16 protein-coding genes, 1 tRNA gene and 1 pseudogene are annotated in these 15,706 nt (G+C 66.1%); 8 read left to right on the top strand and 10 right to left on the bottom strand.

Going from position 1 to position 15,706, the window contains the following annotated elements; translation table 11 throughout:
- Window positions 1–60: 60 nt before the first annotated feature.
- Both LFT44_RS14825 and LFT44_RS14830 read right to left on the bottom strand, forming a co-directional pair.
- The gene (locus tag LFT44_RS14825) at window positions 61–1,224 is read right to left on the bottom strand and encodes a cystathionine gamma-synthase (protein ID WP_236799175.1); all 1,164 of its coding nucleotides are present in this window, start codon (window positions 1,222–1,224) and stop codon (window positions 61–63) included.
- A gap of 39 nt (window positions 1,225–1,263) precedes the next feature.
- Complete coding sequence (locus LFT44_RS14830; protein ID WP_236799176.1) at window positions 1,264–2,649, bottom strand: cystathionine beta-synthase; 1,386 nt, start codon at window positions 2,647–2,649, stop codon at window positions 1,264–1,266.
- Window positions 2,650–2,708: 59 nt separating this feature from the next.
- Here LFT44_RS14830 and LFT44_RS14835 point away from each other — a divergent pair, with 59 nt between their 5' ends.
- Window positions 2,709–3,896: an SLC13 family permease gene (locus tag LFT44_RS14835; RefSeq protein WP_236799177.1), complete on the top strand. Its 1,188-nt coding sequence runs from the start codon at window positions 2,709–2,711 to the stop codon at window positions 3,894–3,896.
- Window positions 3,897–3,907: 11 nt separating this feature from the next.
- Here the strand turns inward: LFT44_RS14835 and LFT44_RS14840 are convergent.
- Window positions 3,908–4,311, bottom strand: a pseudogene (locus tag LFT44_RS14840) (VOC family protein).
- 135 nt (window positions 4,312–4,446) lie between these two features.
- On the opposite strand from LFT44_RS14840, the gene LFT44_RS14845 reads away from it, so the two are divergent.
- Window positions 4,447–5,433, top strand: coding sequence for a DNA-3-methyladenine glycosylase family protein (locus tag LFT44_RS14845; protein ID WP_236799178.1), 987 nt, complete (start codon window positions 4,447–4,449; stop codon window positions 5,431–5,433).
- Between the two features lie 164 nt (window positions 5,434–5,597).
- Window positions 5,598–6,221, top strand: a complete 624-nt coding sequence (locus LFT44_RS14850; protein ID WP_236799179.1) for a hypothetical protein — start codon at window positions 5,598–5,600, stop codon at window positions 6,219–6,221.
- On the opposite strand, the gene LFT44_RS14855 is transcribed toward LFT44_RS14850, so the two are convergent.
- Window positions 6,218–7,894 (bottom strand): AMP-binding protein, encoded by a 1,677-nt coding sequence (locus LFT44_RS14855; protein ID WP_236799180.1) that lies wholly within the window; start codon window positions 7,892–7,894, stop codon window positions 6,218–6,220. The genes LFT44_RS14850 and LFT44_RS14855 overlap by 4 nt on opposite strands.
- A 103-nt stretch (window positions 7,895–7,997) precedes the next feature.
- Between LFT44_RS14855 and LFT44_RS14860 the strand changes: the two genes are divergently transcribed.
- Window positions 7,998–8,276 (top strand): putative quinol monooxygenase, encoded by a 279-nt coding sequence (locus LFT44_RS14860; protein ID WP_142133016.1) that lies wholly within the window; start codon window positions 7,998–8,000, stop codon window positions 8,274–8,276.
- A gap of 67 nt (window positions 8,277–8,343) precedes the next feature.
- On the opposite strand, the gene LFT44_RS14865 is transcribed toward LFT44_RS14860, so the two are convergent.
- Window positions 8,344–8,781, bottom strand: coding sequence for a thioredoxin family protein (locus tag LFT44_RS14865; RefSeq protein ID WP_236799181.1), 438 nt, complete (start codon window positions 8,779–8,781; stop codon window positions 8,344–8,346).
- Between the two features lie 93 nt (window positions 8,782–8,874).
- Complete coding sequence (locus LFT44_RS14870; protein ID WP_236799182.1) at window positions 8,875–9,429, bottom strand: acyl-CoA thioesterase; 555 nt, start codon at window positions 9,427–9,429, stop codon at window positions 8,875–8,877.
- A gap of 114 nt (window positions 9,430–9,543) precedes the next feature.
- On the opposite strand from LFT44_RS14870, the gene LFT44_RS14875 reads away from it, so the two are divergent.
- Window positions 9,544–10,236, top strand: coding sequence for a potassium channel family protein (locus LFT44_RS14875; protein ID WP_236799183.1), 693 nt, complete (start codon window positions 9,544–9,546; stop codon window positions 10,234–10,236).
- 337 nt (window positions 10,237–10,573) lie between these two features.
- Entirely contained in the window at window positions 10,574–11,596 is a 1,023-nt protein-coding gene (locus LFT44_RS14880; RefSeq protein ID WP_236799184.1) for a LysM peptidoglycan-binding domain-containing protein, read from the top strand.
- Between the two features lie 101 nt (window positions 11,597–11,697).
- Here LFT44_RS14880 and LFT44_RS14885 read toward each other — a convergent pair whose 3' ends face one another.
- The 3 genes from LFT44_RS14885 to LFT44_RS14895 form a co-directional block, all read right to left on the bottom strand.
- Entirely contained in the window at window positions 11,698–12,123 is a 426-nt protein-coding gene (locus LFT44_RS14885; protein WP_236799185.1) for a CBS domain-containing protein, read from the bottom strand.
- Window positions 12,124–12,310: 187 nt separating this feature from the next.
- A tRNA-Tyr gene (locus tag LFT44_RS14890) sits at window positions 12,311–12,392 on the bottom strand.
- Between the two features lie 166 nt (window positions 12,393–12,558).
- Entirely contained in the window at window positions 12,559–12,813 is a 255-nt protein-coding gene (locus LFT44_RS14895; protein WP_236799186.1) for a hypothetical protein, read from the bottom strand.
- Window positions 12,814–13,001: 188 nt separating this feature from the next.
- Between LFT44_RS14895 and LFT44_RS14900 the strand changes: the two genes are divergently transcribed.
- Window positions 13,002–13,493, top strand: coding sequence for a YajQ family cyclic di-GMP-binding protein (locus LFT44_RS14900; protein WP_009357171.1), 492 nt, complete (start codon window positions 13,002–13,004; stop codon window positions 13,491–13,493).
- Here the strand turns inward: LFT44_RS14900 and LFT44_RS14905 are convergent.
- Window positions 13,490–14,458, bottom strand: a complete 969-nt coding sequence (locus LFT44_RS14905; RefSeq protein WP_236799187.1) for an IS481 family transposase — start codon at window positions 14,456–14,458, stop codon at window positions 13,490–13,492. The genes LFT44_RS14900 and LFT44_RS14905 overlap by 4 nt on opposite strands.
- Before the next feature lie 379 nt (window positions 14,459–14,837).
- Here LFT44_RS14905 and efeU point away from each other — a divergent pair, with 379 nt between their 5' ends.
- On the top strand, window positions 14,838–15,695 hold the full coding sequence (gene efeU / locus LFT44_RS14910; protein WP_236799188.1) for an iron uptake transporter permease EfeU: 858 nt from the start codon (window positions 14,838–14,840) through the stop codon (window positions 15,693–15,695).
- Window positions 15,696–15,706 lie beyond the last annotated feature (11 nt).

Consider the following 15,706-nt stretch of genomic DNA (forward strand, 5'->3'; position numbering starts at 1 on the left):
CCATTTAACGGCAGTCCGGGTCGCAAACATTGCTATTAAGTGGCATCTCGCGGGGGTGGGCTACGGGATGGAGGTGAACGCCTGGTCCAGGTCTGCGATCAGGTCTTCCTTGTCCTCGATGCCGCAGGAGAGCCGCAGCAGGTTGACCGGGACGGCCAGCTCGGTGCCCTTGACGGAGGCGTGGGTCATCTCGGAGGGGTAGTTCATGAGCGACTCGATGCCGCCCAGCGACTCCGCCAGAGTGAACACGGACGTGGACTCGGCCACCTTGCGGGCGGCAGCTTCACCGCCCTTGAACTGCACGGACACCATGCCGCCGAACTTGCGCATCTGCCTTTTGGCGAGCTCGTGGCCCGGGTGGTTCGGCAGGCCCGGGTAGAGGACGGCCTCCACCTCGGGGCGTTCCAGCAGCCATTCGGCCACTGCCTGCCCGTTCTCGCTGTGCCGGTCCATCCGGACGCCCAGCGTCTTGAGGCCTCGGGTGGTCAGGAAGGCGTCCATGGGCCCGGAGACGGCGCCGACGGCGAACTGCACAAAGCCGATCTTCTCCGCCAACTCCGCGTCCTTGACCACGACGGCGCCGCCCACCACATCCGAATGGCCGCCGATGTACTTGGTGGTGGAGTGGACCACCACGTCGGCACCCAGGGCGAGCGGGTTCTGCAGGTATGGGGACGCGAAGGTGTTGTCGACGACCAGGAGGGCGCCGGCGTCGTGCGCAATGTCGGCGAGCGCCACGATGTCGGTGATCTTCATCAGCGGGTTGGACGGCGTCTCCACCCACACGAACCGGGTCTTGTGCGCAGCCACCGCACGGCGGACCCTGTCCAGGTTGGCCATGTCCACCGGGGTGTTGCCTATCCCCCAGTCCCCCAGGACACGGCTGATGAGCCGGTAGGTTCCGCCGTACGCGTCGTTGCCCAGCACGATGTGGTCCCCGGGCCGGGTCAGCGCACGGATGAGGGCGTCCTCCGCGGCGAGGCCGGAGCTGAAGCTGTAGGCGTGGGTGCCCAGTTCCAGCGCGGCCAACTGTTCCTGCAGCGCATCCCGGGTGGGGTTGGCGCCGCGACCGTACTCGTAGCCGCTGCGCAGGCCGCCGATGCCGTCCTGCGCATACGTGGAGCTGAAGTGCAGCGGCGGCACTACGGCCCCGGTGCGGGGCTCGAAGTCCTGGCCGGCGTGAACGGCGCGGGTGTTGAAACCCTGGTTTTCAGAGGCAGGCATGATGCTCCTTATCGGGGTTGGCTGATCGGGTCAGGCAGTTCAGTTGCTGAGGTAGGCCAGCAGGTCGTGCCGGGTGAGGATGCCCACGGGAGCGCCCACGAACGTGACCATCAGGGTGTCCGAGTCCGAGAGCAGTTCCCTGGCGGCGGAGATGGTTTCCAGCGATCCGATGACGGGCAGCTTGGGGCCCATATGCTCGGAAATCTTGTCCGTGAGCTTGGCTTCGCCGCGGAACAGCTTGGCGGTGAGGGTGCGCTCGTCCACGGCGCCCAGGACCTCGCCCATGACCACGGGCGGTTCCTGCGACAGGACCGGGATGTGGCCGACGCCGAACTCGTTCATGATGTTGATGACATCGCGGACGGACTCGTTGGGGTGGATGTGCACCAGGTCCGGCAGCTCGCCGTTCTTGGACTTGATGACCTCCCCCACGGAGGTTTCCTCACCGCCGGAGAGGAACCCGTAGGAACGCATCCACTGGTCGTTGAAGATCTTGGCCAGGTAGCCGCGGCCCGAGTCGGGCAGGATGACCACGACGACGGCACTTTCCGGCAGGTCCCGGGCCGCCTGCAGCGCGGCTACTACCGCCATGCCCGAGGAACCGCCCACCAGCAGCCCCTCTTCCCGGGCCAGGCGGCGGGTCATGGCGAAGGAGTCGGCGTCGGTGACCGCGATGACGTTGTCCGGGATTGTCTTGTCGTAGTTCGCCGGCCACATGTCCTCGCCGACGCCCTCAACAAAGTACGGGCGCCCGGTTCCTCCTGAGTAGACCGACCCCGCGGGGTCCGCGCCGATGATCCGGACCAGTCCGCCGTCGGATTCCGGCCTGTCAGCCGAAACCTCTTTAAGGTAGCGGCCGGTGCCGGTGATGGTGCCGCCTGTGCCGGCGCCAATGACGACGTGGGTGACCTTGCCGTCGGTGTCCCGCCAGATCTCCGGGCCCGTGGTCTTGTAGTGGCTGCCCGGTGCGGCGGGGTTGGAGAACTGGTCCGGCTTAAAGGCGCCCGGGGTCTCGCGGGTGATCCGGTCCGAGACGCCGTAGTAGCTTTGCGGGCTGTCCGGCGGTACCGAGGTGGGCGTGACCACCACTTCGGCGCCGTAGGCCTGCAGCACGGCACGCTTGTCCTCGCCCACCTTGTCCGGCACCACGAAGACGCACTTGTAGCCCTTTTGCTGTGCCACCAGGGCCAGGCCTACGCCGGTGTTGCCGGACGTGGGCTCCACGATGGTGCCGCCGGGCTTCAGCTTGCCCTCGCGTTCGGCGTCCTCGATCATCTGGGCTGCGATGCGGTCCTTGATGGAGCCGCCGGGATTCAGGTACTCCAGCTTGACCAGGACGGTGGCTTTGATGCCCTCAGTCACATGGTTGAGTTTGATGAGCGGGGTATTGCCGATGAGGTCCAGGATGGACTGGGCGTACTTCATAGGTACAAAGCTACCGCTTCCTGTGCGCCGTTCCCTGCCCGGGGTGCAAGGATAGGCCGGTGAAGCAGTTCGCATGGCTCAAAGCTGCCCGGAGCTACCTGCTGCCCGGCGCCATCCTGGCAGCAGGCCTGGCCAGCCTGGCACTTGGCGTACTCCCCCTGCCCGCATTCGGGGAGCTGGCTGCCCGAACCATTCCCATCCTGGCCTTCGTACTGGCGATGTCCCTGGTCACCGAACTGGTGGACGAGGCAGGACTGTTCCGGGTAGTGACGGACCGGCTGGCCGCCCTGGGCCGGGGGCGGGTCTTCCTGCTGTGGCTCCTGGTGGTGGGGGTGGCCACGGTGTCCACCGTGTTCCTGTCCCTGGATACCACCGCCGTGCTGGTGACGCCCGTGGTGGTCCTGCTGGCGGTCCATGCGCGCATCCCGCCGCTGCCGTTCGCGCTGACCAGCATCTGGCTGGCCAATACCGCTTCCCTGCTGCTGCCGGTCTCCAACCTGACCAACCTCCTGGCCCAGGACCGGCTGGGGCTAAGCCCGTGGCGCTTCGCGGGACTGGTCTGGGCTCCTTCGCTGGTTGGCCTGCTGGTTCCGCTGGTCCTGCTGTGGCTGGCTTTCCGCCGCGATTTGCGCGGAACCTACGGGCCGCAGCCGGCGCACCCTGTTCGCGACCCCACCCTGCTGAAGGCGGCCGCCATTACGCTCCTGGTCCTGCTGCCCGCGTTGGTGTCCGGTGTCCCCGTCCAGTACCCGGCGCTCGCCGCGGCCGCCGTCCTGCTGGTGGTCTTCCTGCGCCGCAGGCCCTCCGTGCTGCGGTGGTCCATGGTTCCCTGGCGGCCGCTGATGCTGACGGTGGGCCTGTTCATGCTGATGGAGACCCTGCATTCGCACGGCCTCACCACCCTGCTGGCCGGTGTCGCGGGGTCCGGGGACACACTGCCCGCACTGCTGCAGCTGGCCGGAGTGGGGGCCGGCGCGGCCAACGCCGCCAACAACCTTCCCGCCTACCTGGCGCTGGAACCGGTGGCGGGCTCGCCGGCCAGGCTGGCCGCCCTGCTGATTGGCGTGAACCTGGGCCCGCTGGTGACCCCATGGGCCTCGCTGGCAACGCTCCTGTGGCATGAGCGGCTACGCGTCCTGAACGTTCCTATCAGGTGGGGCGGGTTCGCCGCCGCGGGCCTGGTGGCCGTTGCGGCGACCGTGCCGCTGGCCGTGCTGGCGCTGTGGCTGGTCAGCGGTATGGCCTGAGGCCGGCGGGATCAGCTGCCTGTGCCCCGGTCTCCGCCGGGAAGGTTTTCCCACAGGCCCATGACGTTGCCCTCGGGGTCCTTGAAGTAGGCGGTGTAGCTATTCCGGGAATCTCGTTCTTGGGCATGACCACCGAGCCGCCCAACTGCTCCACGCTCTTGAGGGTGGCGTTGATGTCCGGAACGTCGACGGTGATGACCGGGGTGGTGATTTGGCCATCCCTGGCCATCATTCCCCCGTTGATGGCGCCCGCGGCCGCCGGCTGGCCGTCGTCGTCCATGTCCGTGGTGATGACCATGCTGTAGTCCATCCCCGGCACCGCTTCGATCCGCCAGCCCAGTGCCTCCTGGTAGAACTTCCTGGCCCGCTTCTGGTCGTCCGCGGGGATCTCGAAATGCACTACTCCGCCCATCATTGCCCTCCGTGTTTTGTTATTCGCGGTCATCTTCCGGTCGCCCGGGTACCACGCGGTGATCGTAATCCGGGCCCGGAAAGCGCAGAAGGGCCGATGGTCCCGCCGCTGTCCGTGGTCCGTGGGACGATGGAAGGCATGACGATCGCAGACGCACCTCCCCGGCTGGCGGCCGCGGCGGACGTGTCCCTGCGGTGGTGTCCAGAGGCTCCCTACAGTCTTTCCCGCACCCTTGCGCCGCTCCTGCGCGGCAACAGTGATCCTTCGTTCTGCGTCCAGGGGGATGTCATCTGGAACGCATTTACGACGCCGGCCGGCCCGGCCACCATGCGGCTCGCCCCGGCGGGCGGCGGCGAAGCAGGCGGACCGTTGGTGGACATCCAGGCGTGGGGGCCGGGCGCCGCAGCCGCCGTGCAGGCGGCACCCCGGCTTCTGGGGGCGGACGACGACTGGCGGAGTTTCGACGACCCCGACTTCCACGCCACTCTGCCCCACACTGTCCGGGAGGCGCGGCGGCGCAGCCTGTCGGTCCGGCTGCCATCCAGCGGCCGCATGGTGGACCAGCTGGTGCCGATCATCCTGGAACAGAAGGTGACGGTGATCGAGGCGCGGCGCGCCTACCGCTACCTGGTGCACCGCTATGGAACGCCTGCTCCCCCGGCAGGATCATCCACCCCGGCGGGCCTCGTCGTGCCGCCAACCGCCGCGCAGTGGCTGCAGATTCCCAGCTGGGAGTGGCACAAGGCGGGCGTAGGACCCCAGCGCTCCGCCACGGTCATGCGGGCTTTGCGTTCCGCCGTCGCGCTTGAACGCCTTGCGGTATTGCCGGCACTTGAGGCAGCGGAGAAGATGCAGGTGATCCCCGGCATCGGGGTGTGGACTGCGGCCGAGGTGGTGCAGCGCACCCATGGTTGCCCTGACTCGATTTCGGTGGGCGATTACCACCTGGCGTCCTACGTGGGGGCGGCACTGACCGGACGCCGGACGGACGACGCCGGGATGCTCCGGCTGCTGGAGCCCTGGCGGGGACACCGCCAGCGCGTGGTCCGGATGATCCAAAGCACCGGCTTCCGCAAACCCACCTTCGGCCCGCGCATGACCATCCAGGACCACCGCGGGCACTGACCCGTGGGCCTGATGTGCGTGCGCACCGCAGGCCCTCTTTCCAGCGGCGTTCCTTTCCGCGGCCCCACTTTTCAACCTGGGCGCTTGATCCACGGGGCAATGGGTACGGCCATGGGTGAAGGCCGCCCGCGAGGCGGAATGCTGAACAGGACGGAAGAGACCCCATGAGCACCAACCCAGTCAGCACGAACCGGGCCAGCAGCGGGCGGCAAGCCGCCGACCCCGCAGCCCTGGACCCCGACGCACAGGATCCCACCGCCGATGACCCGAACGCTCATGATCCCACCGTCGCGGACCCGATGGGGGACGAGAAGGTACGGCTTCAGCTGGCTATTTTTGAGGTCACCCGGGACGCCGATGGCAGGGGCCTCGACGAGATCCAGGAGATGCTGCGTGCTGCCTTCGCACGGCACGGCGTCGAAACGCCGCCGGGCACCTGGCTGGAATCGGTGGCATCCTCCGCGTTCTACGGTGAGCCGTACATCGTGAACCTTCCTGCCGCGGTAGTCGCGGACACGATCGTGCCCGCTCCGAACCAGGAGGTCCGGGACCGGCTGGCCGCCCAGCGGGAGCTCCAGCAGGAGAAGCTACCGGCCGGCATCTTCCCCTCCCAGGACGACTGGAACATCCCCCGCAGCGAGACGACCGGCGGCAGCACCCGCACGCTGTCGCTGCCGCAGTGGGAAAGCGGGGCGGTCCTGGCCCTGACGGCGCTGGCAGCAGTGGCTATTGCGGCCGTCGTGGCCGTCCGCGCGGGAACCAGCCGCCGGCGCCGCGTCAACGCCTAGAGGCCCAGCCGGGCCACGGCCTCCTCGCGCATCTGGACCTTGCGGATCTTCCCCGAGACCGTCATCGGGAAGCTCTCGCGGACTTCCACGTACCGGGGGATCTTGTAGTGGGCCAGCCGGCCGCGGCAAAACTCGGCAAGGGACTCAGCGGTCAGCGGGCCGGCGCCGGGCTTGAGGATGACGCAGGCCATCAGTTCCTCGCCGTACCGCGGATCCGGGACCCCGATCACCTGCACGTCCTGGATGTCGGGGTGGGTGTACAGGAACTCCTCGATCTCCCGGGGATAGATGTTCTCGCCGCCCCTGATGACCATGTCCTTGATCCGGCCTTCCACCACCACGTACCCGTCGTCGTCCATGCGGGCCAGGTCGCCGGTGTGCATCCAGCCGTCGGAGTCAATCGCCTCGGCCGTCTTCTCCGGCTGGTTCCAGTAACCCGCCATGACGGCATAGCCGCGGGTGCAGAGTTCCCCGATCTGCCCGCGTTCCAGCTCCTCGCCGGTGGCAGGGTCCACGATCCGGCTTTCCAGCTGCGGCATGGTCCGGCCCACCGTCTCGGTGCGCTGCTGGAGAGTGTCCCCCTTGCGGGTCATGGTGGACACCGGCGAGGTCTCGGTCATGCCGTAGCAAATGGCAACGTCCACCATGTTCATCTCCGAAATGACCCGGGTCATCACCTCAATGGGGCACAGCGAGCCCGCCATCACGCCCGTGCGCAGCGTCGAGAGGTCGTAGGACCCGAAGTCGGGCAGGGCCAGCTCGGCGATGAACATGGTGGGCACGCCATACAGCGCCGTGCCCGCAAAATCCTGGACGGCCTCGAGTGCCGCGGCGGGCGAGAAGCCGCGCCCCGGGATGATCGTGGCGGCACCGTGGCTGAGCGCGTTGAGGTTGCCGATCACCATCCCGAAGCAGTGGTAGAACGGCACGGGGATGACCACCCGGTCACGTTCCGTATAGCCCAGCAGCTCGCCGATGGCGAAGCCGTTGTTCAGGATGTTGTGGTGCGTCAGCGTGGCGCCTTTGGGGAATCCGGTGGTGCCGGAGGTGTACTGCAGGTTGATGGGGTCGTGCGGAGAAAGTTCGGCCATGCGGGCCTTTAGTACCGGATGTGCGACGCCGTCCGCCCGGGTGAGCAGTTCGGCGTACGTGAGTTCGGCATCGCTTTGGGGGCTGCCGGCCTTGAGGGGGTCCAGGCCGTGGTCCGGGAGGAAGACGAGCTCCCGCAGGTCCGGGCAGGTCAGGAGGGCCTGGCGCGCCATGGCCACGTAGTCGCTGTTGTTGTCCGACGGCGCCGTGACCAGCATTCGCATGCCGTTCTGCTTGACCACGAACTCGAGTTCATGGCTGCGGTACGCCGGGTTGACGTTGACCAGGATGGCGCCGACTTTGGCGGTGGCGTACTGCAGCAGGGTCCACTCGGCGCAGTTGGGGCTCCAGATGCCCACCCTCTCCCCCTTGGCGACGCCCAAGGCGAGGAGCGCGCGTGCCAGCCGGTCGACGTCGTCGTTCATCTTGGTGTAGCTCCAGCGGCGGGCGTCACCGCCCGGCACCGGGGCGGCCTCGATCAGGGCGTCATGGAGCGGAAACCGTGCCACCACCCGCTCGAAGTTGGCGCCGATGGTTTCCTCCAGGAGCGGGACGTCAGTGTCCCCGGCTGTGTAAGCACGCATGAAGGCACGCTACCAACAGGATCACGGCAGGAGAAGGACGACAGGCGGGGAAACGGACGCAACAGAACCGGAGGTATCAGCAGGGCCCGGTATTGTGAAAACCATGAGTGCACCCATTGATCTGATAGCAACGTTCATCCCCAACGAGGGCGAGTTCCACCGCGTCAAACTGGCCCTGGATATCGCGATCGATGAGGTGGTGAAGGAGCCCGGCTGCATCCGTTACGAGCTGACCGAGGCCACGGAGGAAAAGCTGGTTTTGACCGAGCAGTGGGCGTCCGAGGAAGATCTGGACAAGCACTCCAAGGGCACCGCCGTGCAGGACCTGAACGAGTCGCTGAGCGCACTGCTGGCCGAGCCGGTCAAGGTGGAACGCGTCTAGCGCAGCGCCTTAAACACAGAATGCGGGACCTCCAAAGGGGGGTCCCGCATTTGATTTAAGACAAGTCTTAGAAGTCGGGGATCTGCGTGCCGTCCTGGGTGCCGCCCTGGGATCCGGCGGGCTTGCTTGCCGCCGCTTCCGCTTCCTCCCGCTGCTTGGCCACATGGGCGTGGACTTCTTCCATGTCCAACGCCTTCACGGCGTCCACCACCTGTTCCAGCTGCTGGGCGTTCAGGGCGCCGGGCTGCGAGAACACCAGCACCTTTTCGCGGAAGGCCATCAACGTGGGGATGGAGGTAATGCCCGCCTCCGCGGCGAGCTGCTGCTCAGCTTCGGTGTCCACCTTGGTGAAGAGGACGTCCGGGTGCTTTTCCGAGACCGCGGAATACGTGGGGCCGAACTGCTTGCAGGGACCGCACCATTCTGCCCAGAAATCGACCAGGACAATGTCGTTGCCTTCGATCGTGGATGCGAACTTTTCACCTGTGATGTCAAGGGTAGCCATGTGTCCACGGTACGCGCCCGGCCCCTCCCTGTCGCGCCTGTTCGCTCCCCGCGTCATTGGGAATAGCAGGAAGGACGACGCCGGCACCCGGCTTTAAGCGTCGGCATTCCAGAGATGCGGGGCCGGTGTGCGGCTGCCTGGGAGGGCGCTGGCGGCACGCCATTCGTGGATCCACTCGGGGAGCATGAGGTCCGCCGGCGGGGCGCCGAATTCCGCGAGGATGTCCTCCTGGCTGACCGGGCCGGTCTTGGTGACCAGCCGGGTGGCGATGTAGGCGCGGGCGTAAATCTCGCCGTCGGCCACCATGCGCTGCTCGAAGAAGATCGCTTTGGTGTCCAGCCCGATGATGCGGGTCTCGATGGTGTAGTCCTGCCACAGCTGCAGCGATTTGCGGAAGGAGATGGTCTCGGCCGACACCACCGGGCTCCAGCCCCGGCGGCGCATCCGCTGCCAGATGCCGCTGCGGACCATCAGGTCGAACCGGCCCAGGTCCATGAGGGACAGGTACATGCCGTTGTTCACGTGCATGGCGATGTCGATGTCCGTGGGCAGGACGCGCAGGGGCAGGGAGGACGCCTCCCACACCGTGAGGGGCGGGCGACGCTTCGACCGGAAGAGCAGGAGCAAGGTTCTCAGAAGCAGGTGCATGGACCAATGCTACCCGCGAGTAACATTGTGCAGGCTGCTGACCGGCGTGCCCACCGCCGTAGGATTTCCTGCATGACGCAGCAACGTTAGCGGGACTTGGCGGAGTGGCCCCTGATGGCTACCGCGCTTGTCTTCCTGGGCGCCTACGCCTGGCAGGTGATCGGCCGGGTTGAAGGCAGCTGGGCCGACTGGCTCGAGGCCGTCATGTGGGTGACGTGGTGCGTCTTTGTCCTGGACTATGCGGCAAACCTGTGGCTGGCGGAAAAGCGCCGGCAGTGGTTCATCCGAAACCTGCATGAGCTGGTGATCGTGGCCCTGCCGTTCTTCCGGCCCCTGCGGCTGCTGCGGCTGGTGACACTGCTGTCCGTACTGCACCGGACGGTGGGCGAGACCCTGCGCGGCCGGGTAGTGACGTACGTGGCGGCGTCTGCTGCACTGCTGGTCTTCGTGGGAGCGCTGGCCGTGCTGGATGTGGAGCAGTGGGCTCCGGACGCCAAGATCACCACGTTTGGCGATGCCCTCTGGTGGGCCACCGCCACCATCACCACCGTGGGCTACGGGGACATGTATCCGGTGACGCCCATCGGCCGCTTGGTGGCCACGGCGCTGATGATGAGCGGGATCGCCGTGCTGGGTGTAGTTACCGCCTCCATCGCGTCCTGGCTGGTCCAACGCGTTGAGGACACCGCTGAATCGGTGGCCGAGGCGGTGGAGGAACCGGTCCGGGTTGAGGTGGCGGAACTGGTGGCGGAGATCGCACTGCTGCGGCAGGAAATCGCTGAACTGCGGGAACACCGCCCGCTGTAACGGCAAGTACCGGGCCGTCGCTGCTTGAGTAGCGGGCCCCGGGCAGGCGAGTACCGGGCCGGAAAAGTCGGGTAAGTCCTACTGGTGCCCGCCCCTTGGCACGATTCCTAGACTCGGGGTTCCTAGGACCAACACGCACTGGCAGGTCCCCCGGGTGGCTTCCGGGAGACCTTCCTTCACGCGGAGCTCTGCATTTTCTGGGTGTGCGGATGCCTCCAATCTGTACCGCCACCGGTTCCGTCGTTTGCCGGGGCCCGGCGGTGCAATCACATCTCGCTCCGTCCAGTCCCGGCGTGCCTCGCATGCCCGGGCAGGACCGACACCTGATGGGCAACCCATGAACCCGAAGACATCCACCTCCCCCGACGGCACCAGCAGAAGCTTCGCCACAGACGAACCGCGCACGGACCTCAGCACCGGGCGCCCGGTAATCAGCAACAAATTGTGGGCCGGCATGGCCACGGCGGCGGTGGTGGCCGCAGTGGGCGTCGGCGCCCTGGCGGCGCCGCCCACCTTGCTCAGCGGTGGCACGACGCCGGCGGCCCAGGTCGCAGAAACCGCCGCGCCAGCGCCGCCAAGCACCCCCGACGGCGACGATGCCGTGGCGGCAGTTGCGGCCAAGGGAGCTGCGCCGGCTGCGGAGGCAGCACCTGCGCCGGCATCAGAAGCGCCCGCTCCCGCAGCGCCCGAACCCGCCCCGGCCCCCGCGCCCGCGCCCGCACCGGAACCGGCACCTGCGCCGGTCCCAGGACCTGCGGGCGATCCCAATTCGTACACGGTGGTGGCCGGCGACACCGTAGGTGCGATTGCAGCGTCCCATGGCGTGGACATGAACGCGATGCTCGCAGCCAACGGATTGAGCGCCTACAGCATCATCTACCCGGGCGAAACGCTGCTGCTGACCGGGCCGCCGGTAGCAGTAGCAGCCCCTGCACCGGCACCGGCTGCCGCACCTGAGCCCGCCGCGGCCCCGGCTCCAGCAGCCGCACCCGCTCCTGCTCCCGCGCCCGTAGCTGTCCCTGCAGCACCTGCCGTCCGCACCATCTACGTTGCGGGCTCCGGGGGCCAGTCGATGGTGGACGCCTGCATCGGGCCCATCCACTACACCCCGAATGACGGCTACTCGCTGTTCATCACCGAGCACGATTTCTGCGGCGGGTGGGCCCGCTTCTCCGGAATCGGCGTGGGCGAGACGGTGAGCATTCCGGGCTACGGCACGTACACGGTGACGGGGCGCGGCACGGTCCCCAACCCGGGAACCACCAATGACGTCATCGCGGTCTTCGGCGGCTTCCCCCGGGCCATCCTGCAGACCTGCATCCCGGGAACCAGCACGATGCTCCTGATCGCGCTGAACTGAACCTGTGCACGAAACCTGTTGAACCGCAAAGTTCTTAAGCCTGTCCGCGGGTCCGAACCCTTCAAGGGCTGGATCCGCGGACAAGGCCGTGGTTGCCTGAGCTAGATCCCGTGGCGTTCTGAGATGTGTTCCACCAGTTCACCCACGCGCTGTTCGTTGTAGTTGCGCGCAATGTCGCCCTGGCTGATGATGCCCACCAGCTTGTGGTCCGAGATCACCGGGAGCCTGCGGACCTGGTGCTCCTCCATCATGTGGATGGCTTCGTCAACGTTGGCGTCGGCGTCGACGCAGTACGGCTTGCCGGAGGCCAGCTCGCGGGCCATGGTCTGACCCGGGTCACGGCCGGCGGCGACGCACTTGAGCACGATGTCACGGTCGGTGACCATGCCCTTCAGCTTGCCGTCGTCACCGCAGATGGGAAGAGCTCCGCAATCGAGGTCCCGCATCATACGGGCCGCGTCCAGAAGGGACTCGCCTTCCCGGACACATCGCGCATCAGTGGTCATGAATTCGCGTACGGCACTCATTGAATCCTCCTTCATCGATGTGGGATATCGACGCAGGGCATCGGAGCACATGCGCCGATACTTCCAGATTATGCCCGCCCCAACATCGTGTCGACGGCGGCAGGAGCCTTGCCTGGGCGCTCTGGAGCAGGGCACCGGACAACGAAAAAGCCCCCGGAACCTGTTGGTTCCGGAGGCTTTCCTTGGGTGGCAGATGAGGGATTCGAACCCCCGTAGGCGTTGCCAGCTGATTTACAGTCAGCCCCCTTTGGCCGCTCGGGTAATCTGCCGAACTTCAAAAGAAGTACCCGTTGATGCAGTGTTCGGAAGGATCCGTTTCCGGTCCTTTCCGCTTCAGTAACCGCGGGCAAGACAACTTTACAGAACTTCCGCCGAAGAATCGAATCGGGGCCTGCGGCACCTCAAAAGCCCTGGAACCGCGCGAAAAACCCGGACTTATGCCTGGCCCAGGATGCGCCCCGCCAGCTTGGCCTCAAAGCTGAGCGCCTGTTCTTCAGTGATCTGGTTCAGCTGTACGGCCCGCTGAAGGTCGGCCCGCACGCCGTCCATCCGGGATGAAGCATCCGCCACCGGGCTGAGGACGATGGACGCGGCCACCGCTGCCGCGGCCACTGACGTTGCGGCCGTGGCCACTGCCCCGGCTGCCGCCGTGGTGGTGCGGGTGACGTAGCGGGCGGCTTTGCGGCGCATGGCGGTGTTCCCTTCAACTGCTGTACCTCTCGTCCAACTCTGGCCACCGCTCCTTCATTCCGCCGGTGCTTCCGCTGAGAGGGAACTGTGAAATGCGCATCCCACCGGCCGCGGCATCCGTATTAGGCTGGAACGCAGGAATCCAGGCCCTGTCCCCCGGCAGGGCTCCCATCAGCAAAAGGAGAGTCATGGCAGGCGAGTCAACGTTCGACGTCGTAAGCAAGGTGGACAAGCAGGAAGTGGCCAACGCACTCAACCAGTCCCAGAAGGAAATTGCCCAGCGCTATGACTTCAAGGGTGTTGGCGCCGAGATCGACTTCAGCGGCGAAAAAATCCTCATGAAGGCCAACTCGGAGGAACGCGTCAAGGCTGTCCTGGATGTCTTCCAGTCCAAGCTGATCAAGCGCGGCATCTCGCTCAAGTCGCTGGACAGCGGCGAGCCCTATGCTTCCGGCAAGGAATACCGGCTCGAGGCCTCCATTAAGGAAGGCATCGCCCAGGACCTGGCCAAGAAAATCAACAAGCTGATCCGCGACGAAGGCCCCAAGTCCGTCAAGTCCCAGATCCAGGGCGACGAACTCCGCGTTTCCTCCAAGTCCCGTGACGACCTGCAGGCCACCATGGCCCTGCTGAAGGACTTCGACGAAGCCGACCTGCAGTTCGTGAACTTCCGCAGCTAGCTGTATTGACCTGAGAGGTTGATGACGCGGCTGGCCGGTGTCTTACCTTTGAGTGCAGTGTGGGCTCGATGGTGATTGTAAGCATGGAGCCAGTCGGGGAAAGCAGCAACTCGCTCGGCTTCTGAGCGGTAGGGGCGGATGTAGGCCCATTCCTCAAGCATGGTGCGGTTGAACCGTTCGACTTTGCCGTTGGTTTGTGGTCTGTAGGGGCGGGTGCGTTTGTGTTTGATATTCGGACCCAGCGCTTCGGCGAAAGCATGGGACCGGTAGCAGTTCCCGTTGTCAGTCAGAACACGTTGGACGGTAACTCCGTGTTCTTTGAACCAGGCGTTTGCCCGCACCCAGAAGCCTGCTGCCGTTTCCTTGGTTTCGTCAGTGAGGATCTCGGTGTAAGCCAGTCGTGAGTGGTCATCCACGGCATTGTGGAGGTAGTGGTAGCCGGGCCGGCGGTTGGCCTTGGTGCCGGTCTTGTTCTTCCAGCCAGCGATCCTGCCCACGACTCGATGTCCGCCGCCATCGGGGATCCGGCCCAGCTTCTTGATGTCCACGTGGACCAAATCCCCCGGCCTGTCGTGTTCATAGCGGCGGATCACTCGTCCTGTGCCGCGATCGAGCCAGGTTAGTTTCGCCAGCCGGTAGCGGGACAGTACCCGGTGGACGGTCGAGGGGTGCAGACCCAGCAGATAGCCGATCCTGGCAGGGCCCCACCGGCGGTTCACACGCACGGCGATGATCCTCCGTTCGGTACGCGTAGCAGTCCTGCGGGGCGAGGAATGTGGCCGACTCGAACGGTCCACCATTCCTTCGGGTCCCTCCTGGCGGTAGCGCTTCGCCCAACGTTCAGCAGTCGGGACCGAAACCTGAAACCGCTCCGCGGCACGGCGCAGGCTCCAGCACTGATCAACAACACACTGCGCGAGCTGTAACCGGCCACGAGGAGTGAGGAAAGCATTAGGGTGGGACACGAAGACCTCCGTGTGTGGAAAAGGACTCTAGACAAGCCCCACTCCACCCGGAGGTCTTCTTCATGTCACCAAACCACGCCGGGCGTCACTAACGTCTGTGGTCAATACAGCTAGCAGCCGTCCTGCCGCGGCGTCGTAATCGACGCCATAGTTCCCGGCGCTGCAGGAAAAGGCCGGCGCACCCGATATACGGGGTGCGCCGGCCTTTTTGCGTGCCGGGGGTTGTCGAGTCGCAGCAACCCAGACGGTAGCCCAGGGCAACAGACCCGGGCGTAATCCAGCGCCAATTACGCCACGTTTGGTTTGCGTAATACCGCCTGCCGGGTAATCTCTTTCTTAGGCCTTCCTAAGTAAGGCTTACCTGAGTGAAAGAACTTCCATGACTGCCAACTTCCTGATCGGCCTGCGCGAAGGACTCGAAGCCACCCTGGTGGTAGTCCTCCTGATGGCCTACTTGGCCAAGACGGACCGGCGCCACCTCATCCCCTGCATCTGGGCAGGTGTTGCGGCGGCGCTGGCTGTGTCAGCCGGCTTCGGCGCGCTCCTCACCTTCGGTCCCAGGGGACTCACCTTTGAGGCACAGGAGGCGATCGGCGGCGGCCTCTCCATTCTCGCCGTAGGCCTGGTCACGTGGATGGTCTTTTGGATGGCCCGCACCGCGCGGACGCTCGGAAGCCACTTGAAGTCCCACGTCGATAAGTCGGCCGATGGAACCGGGTGGGGCCTGGCCGTGGTTGCCGCCATCGCGGTGGGACGTGAGGGCCTGGAAACGGCGCTGTTCCTTTGGGCGGCGGCCAAGGCCACGGGCGAATCCACGCAGCCGCTTGCCGGCGCCGTCCTCGGCCTGCTTGCCGCGGCCGGCGTCGGTTACCTGCTGCACCGCGGCGTCCTGAGAGTGAACCTCTCCCGCTTCTTCACGTGGACCGGTGCCGCCCTCGTCATCATCGCCGGCGGCGTCCTGTCCTACGGAATCCACGACCTCCAGGAAGCCGGCCTGCTTCCGGGGCTGCACTCCCTGGCCTTCGACATCAGCGTCGCCGTCCCGCCGTCGTCGTGGTACGGGACACTGCTGAAGGGAACCTTGAACTTCTCCCCCGCCACAACTTGGCTCGAGGCGGGCGCCTGGCTCCTCTACGTCCTGCCGGTGCTGTTCCTGTACCTGCATACGAACCGCAAGACGCCCAAGCCCACTACTGCTGGCACAAACCCCGCCGGCAAGGCCGTCGCAGCCGCTTAACTCCCGCGCCA

Origin of the sequence: Arthrobacter sp. FW306-05-C (assembly GCF_021801725.1) — a bacterium.
Classification (GTDB): domain Bacteria; phylum Actinomycetota; class Actinomycetes; order Actinomycetales; family Micrococcaceae; genus Arthrobacter.

Excerpts from the sequence above, each read along its gene's own strand:
- LFT44_RS14830 (WP_236799176.1), bottom strand. The coding sequence starts at position 2,649 with ATGAAGTACGCCCAGTCCATCCTGGACCTCATCGGCAATACCCCGCTC.
- LFT44_RS14885 (WP_236799185.1), bottom strand. The coding sequence starts at position 12,123 with ATGAGTGCCGTACGCGAATTCATGACCACTGATGCGCGATGTGTCCGG.
- LFT44_RS14900 (WP_009357171.1), top strand. The coding sequence starts at position 13,002 with ATGGCAGGCGAGTCAACGTTCGACGTCGTAAGCAAGGTGGACAAGCAG.
- LFT44_RS14845 (WP_236799178.1), top strand. The coding sequence starts at position 4,447 with ATGACGATCGCAGACGCACCTCCCCGGCTGGCGGCCGCGGCGGACGTG.
- LFT44_RS14895 (WP_236799186.1), bottom strand. The coding sequence starts at position 12,813 with ATGCGCCGCAAAGCCGCCCGCTACGTCACCCGCACCACCACGGCGGCA.
- LFT44_RS14880 (WP_236799184.1), top strand. The coding sequence starts at position 10,574 with ATGAACCCGAAGACATCCACCTCCCCCGACGGCACCAGCAGAAGCTTC.
- LFT44_RS14875 (WP_236799183.1), top strand. The coding sequence starts at position 9,544 with ATGGCTACCGCGCTTGTCTTCCTGGGCGCCTACGCCTGGCAGGTGATC.
- LFT44_RS14860 (WP_142133016.1), top strand. The coding sequence starts at position 7,998 with ATGAGTGCACCCATTGATCTGATAGCAACGTTCATCCCCAACGAGGGC.
- LFT44_RS14870 (WP_236799182.1), bottom strand. The coding sequence starts at position 9,429 with ATGCACCTGCTTCTGAGAACCTTGCTCCTGCTCTTCCGGTCGAAGCGT.
- LFT44_RS14865 (WP_236799181.1), bottom strand. The coding sequence starts at position 8,781 with ATGGCTACCCTTGACATCACAGGTGAAAAGTTCGCATCCACGATCGAA.
- LFT44_RS14825 (WP_236799175.1), bottom strand. The coding sequence starts at position 1,224 with ATGCCTGCCTCTGAAAACCAGGGTTTCAACACCCGCGCCGTTCACGCC.
- efeU (WP_236799188.1), top strand. The coding sequence starts at position 14,838 with ATGACTGCCAACTTCCTGATCGGCCTGCGCGAAGGACTCGAAGCCACC.
- LFT44_RS14855 (WP_236799180.1), bottom strand. The coding sequence starts at position 7,894 with ATGCGTGCTTACACAGCCGGGGACACTGACGTCCCGCTCCTGGAGGAA.
- LFT44_RS14850 (WP_236799179.1), top strand. The coding sequence starts at position 5,598 with ATGAGCACCAACCCAGTCAGCACGAACCGGGCCAGCAGCGGGCGGCAA.